The organism is Komagataeibacter kakiaceti JCM 25156 (genome assembly GCF_000613305.1).
In genome coordinates, this window is record NZ_BAIO01000268.1 from 1 (window position 1) to 3,226 (window position 3,226).

The 3,226-nt window shown below is 63.9% G+C and carries 2 protein-coding genes and 2 pseudogenes; all 4 read right to left on the reverse strand.

The features are described from left to right. On the reverse strand, nucleotides 1-1,208 hold a 1,208-nt coding region (locus tag JCM25156_RS12025), incomplete at its 3' end, for a DEAD/DEAH box helicase (protein ID WP_025813254.1). A 322-nt stretch (nucleotides 1,209-1,530) separates the two neighbouring features. After that, nucleotides 1,531-2,142, reverse strand: a complete 612-nt coding sequence (locus tag JCM25156_RS12035) for a nitroreductase family protein (protein ID WP_025813256.1) — start codon at nucleotides 2,140-2,142, stop codon at nucleotides 1,531-1,533. A 27-nt stretch (nucleotides 2,143-2,169) separates the two neighbouring features. Then, a pseudogene (metW, locus tag JCM25156_RS23990) lies at nucleotides 2,170-2,783 on the reverse strand (methionine biosynthesis protein MetW). A gap of 2 nt (nucleotides 2,784-2,785) precedes the next feature. Then, a pseudogene (metX, locus tag JCM25156_RS12045) lies at nucleotides 2,786-3,226 on the reverse strand (homoserine O-acetyltransferase); the annotation flags it as partial.

Genomic DNA, 3,226 nt, shown 5'->3' on the forward strand with positions numbered 1-3,226 from the left:
CCACCGCCCCCGCCGCCACGGCCGCGGCCACCGCCCAGAACCGGGGGCCGCATGGTCGAATTCTCGGCCGCTTCCGAATGGTAGGGATGCTCGGATACGACGGGAATGTTCTTGCCGATATTCTTTTCAATATCGCGCAGCCAGGCCCGCTGTTCCGCATCACACAGCGAGACGGCCCAGCCCTCGCGCCCCGCGCGCGCCGTACGGCCAATGCGGTGCACATAGCTTTCCGGCACGTTGGGCAGGTCGTAGTTGAACACATGGGTCACGTCATCAACGTCGATGCCACGGGCCGCGATATCGGTCGCCACCAGCACCTTCACATTACCCGAACGGAAGCCGGACATGGCCCGCTCACGCGCGCCCTGCGACTTGTTGCCGTGAATGGCCTCGGCCGTAATGCCATGTTCGCTCAGGAAGGCCGCGACCTTGTTGGCCTCATGCTTCATCAGCGTGAACACCACGGCGCGCTCGACCTTGGGTGAATCGACCAGCAGCTTCAGCGCCTCGCGCTTGTTGCCCGTATCGACAAACATCACGGCCTGACGGATACGGTCCACCGTGCTGGACGGCGGGGTCACCTGCACCGTGGCCGGATTACGCAGCAGGCCATGCGCCAGATCGGAAATGGTCTTGGGCATGGTGGCCGAGAACAGCAGGGTCTGCCGGTCGGTCGGCAGGGCCGCGACAATTTTGCGGATGTCGCGCACGAAACCCATGTCCAGCATGCGGTCCGCTTCATCAAGCACCAGCACTTCAAGGCCGGACAGATCGACATGGCCCTGACCCATCAGGTCAAGCAGGCGGCCAGGGGCGGCCACGAGCACGTCCACGCCACGGCGCAGGGCCTCGATCTGGCGCCCCTGCCCCACGCCGCCGAATACGACAGCGTAGGTAAAGCGCATGTGGCGGGCGTAGGATGCGAAGCTTTCCCCGATCTGGGAAGCCAGTTCGCGCGTGGGCGCCAGAACCAGGGCGCGCGCGCCCTTCGGGTTGGCGCGTCCCTTCTCACGCAGCAGGCGGTCAAGGATGGGCAGCGCGAAAGCCGCGGTCTTGCCCGTGCCGGTCTGTGCCAGACCAAGCAGATCACGCCCTTCCAGCAGGTAAGGGATGGCCCCGGCCTGAATGGGGGTCGGGGTGGCGTAGCCTTCCTCGTCCAGAGCGCGCAGCAGCGGCTCCGCAAGATGAAGATCGGCAAACGTTGTCATGAATGGCGCCTCCTGGCGCGAAAAAACGGGGCCGCAGGCCGTGCAGCAGGCAGCATGCCCGGATAGCGAACCAACAGACATACCCGGCCCCGGACCCGTATTGGCCGGGGGCGCGCTGTCTGCCGTCGCAAGGATATCATGTGAGAAATAAAGGCCGGTCCAGTCTGCGTTTCTGCGTGTTCCCCGCGTCAAGAACACGTGCAATCAAACCAGCAAAAGGAACAGGCGCGGTCCGTTCCCAAGCGCGATGCTGTACTGCGTTGCGTGGATAACCGCAAGCTTTTTCACGCACACCACGCCATATTCCGTATTTTCGCCCTGTTCAGGCGGCGGGAAAGCGGTCGGTCAGGATCACTTCGCTCTCGGCCAGCTTGCCCACGCGCGGCAGGGCCGCCTCCGTTCCCTTGCCGATGACGACAAACATCGCCACCACGTGGTTTGCGGGCAGGTTGATCAGCCTGCCCACGGCCTCGTAGTCAAAACCGTCCATCGGGCAGGACTGGTAGCCCATGTCCGTCGCCGCCAGCATCAGGGTCTGGGCCGCCAGGCCGCAGCTCCGCATGGTCTCGTCCTGCTGGACCCATTCGCGGCCTTCGTAATAGCTTTTTATCATCCCGGCCATGCGCTGCTTCACATCCTCGGGGGCACCGTCGAAATAGCGCGCAGGATTGTCCTTCCACGCATCGCGGTCGGCGCAGATCACGACCAGCGCGGAGGCATCGGTCACATGGGCCTGATCCCACGCTACCTTGCGCAGTTCACGCCGCAGTTCCGGATCCCGGACCACCACGAAACGGCAATGCTGGATATTGAACGCGGACGGCGCCAGCCGCGCGGCCGAGAGCATGGCGTGCAGTTCGGCATCGCTGATCCGGTGGCTGGCGTCATAGGCGCGTATGGCGCGCCGGTTCCGGATCGCCTCAAGTGTATCCATTATCGCATCTCCCCGCCGTGGCGTTTTTTATGTCCGTCGGGTGTTCTTGCGCCGTAACAGAAACAGCGCCTGTTCACCAAACAGGTTGGCCAGCCGGATCGAGCGCCGCACGGTGCGCGTTCGCCGTCTTCATCCACAGCCATCCATTGCTGGACAACATAACCCTCATCCCGGCACAGCGTCAAAAAGTCGAGGATCGTGCAGGGGTGGATGTTGGGCGTGTCGTACCATGGCGTATTCCACACCGTGGTCATGGGCATGCGCCCGCGCAGGAGCATCTGCACGCGCAGCCGCCAGTGGCCGAAATTGGGAAAGGACACGATGGCGTAACGCCCGATGCGCAACATCTGGCGCAGCACCTCACGCGGGCGCTCCACGGCCTGAAGCGTGCGTTGCAGCACCACGTAGTCAAATGCGTTATCGGGGTAATGCGCGAGGTCATGGTCCGCGTCACCATGCATGACCGGCAGGCCATGGGCGACCGCGCGCGTCACCTCCTTCATGTCGATCTCGATGCCACGGGCGTCGCACCCGCTGTTGCGGAACAGGTAGTCCAACAGCGCGCCATCGCCACAGCCCACGTCCAGCACGCGTGTACGGGGCCGGATCATTCCGGCGATCAGCCGCTGGTCAAGGCGCATGGTCAGGCAATCCCGGCATGTTCGGCGGCTCCCGCCAGGAAGCCATGGATGGTGCGGTCAAAGTCCGGCTCGTCAAGCAGGAAGGCGTCATGGCCCTTGTCACTGTCAATCTCGACAAAGGACACGTTCGCCGCCACCCGGTTGAGCGCGCGCGCCACCAGCCGCGCCTGCGACGTGGGAAACAGCCAGTCGGACGAAAACGAGATGATGCAGAACCGCGTGCGTGTTCCGGCAAAGGGGCGCGACATGTCGCCATCATGCTCCGCGCCCAGATCGAAATAATCCATGGCGCGCGTGATGGTCAGATAGGAATTGGCGTCAAAGCGCCGCACGAAGGAAGATCCCTGATGGCGCAGGTAGCTCTCTACCTCGAACATTTCGCCAAACAGGGCGCCCGGCACCCCGCCCCGCCCCGGCTCCTGACGCACGCGACGGCCGAATTT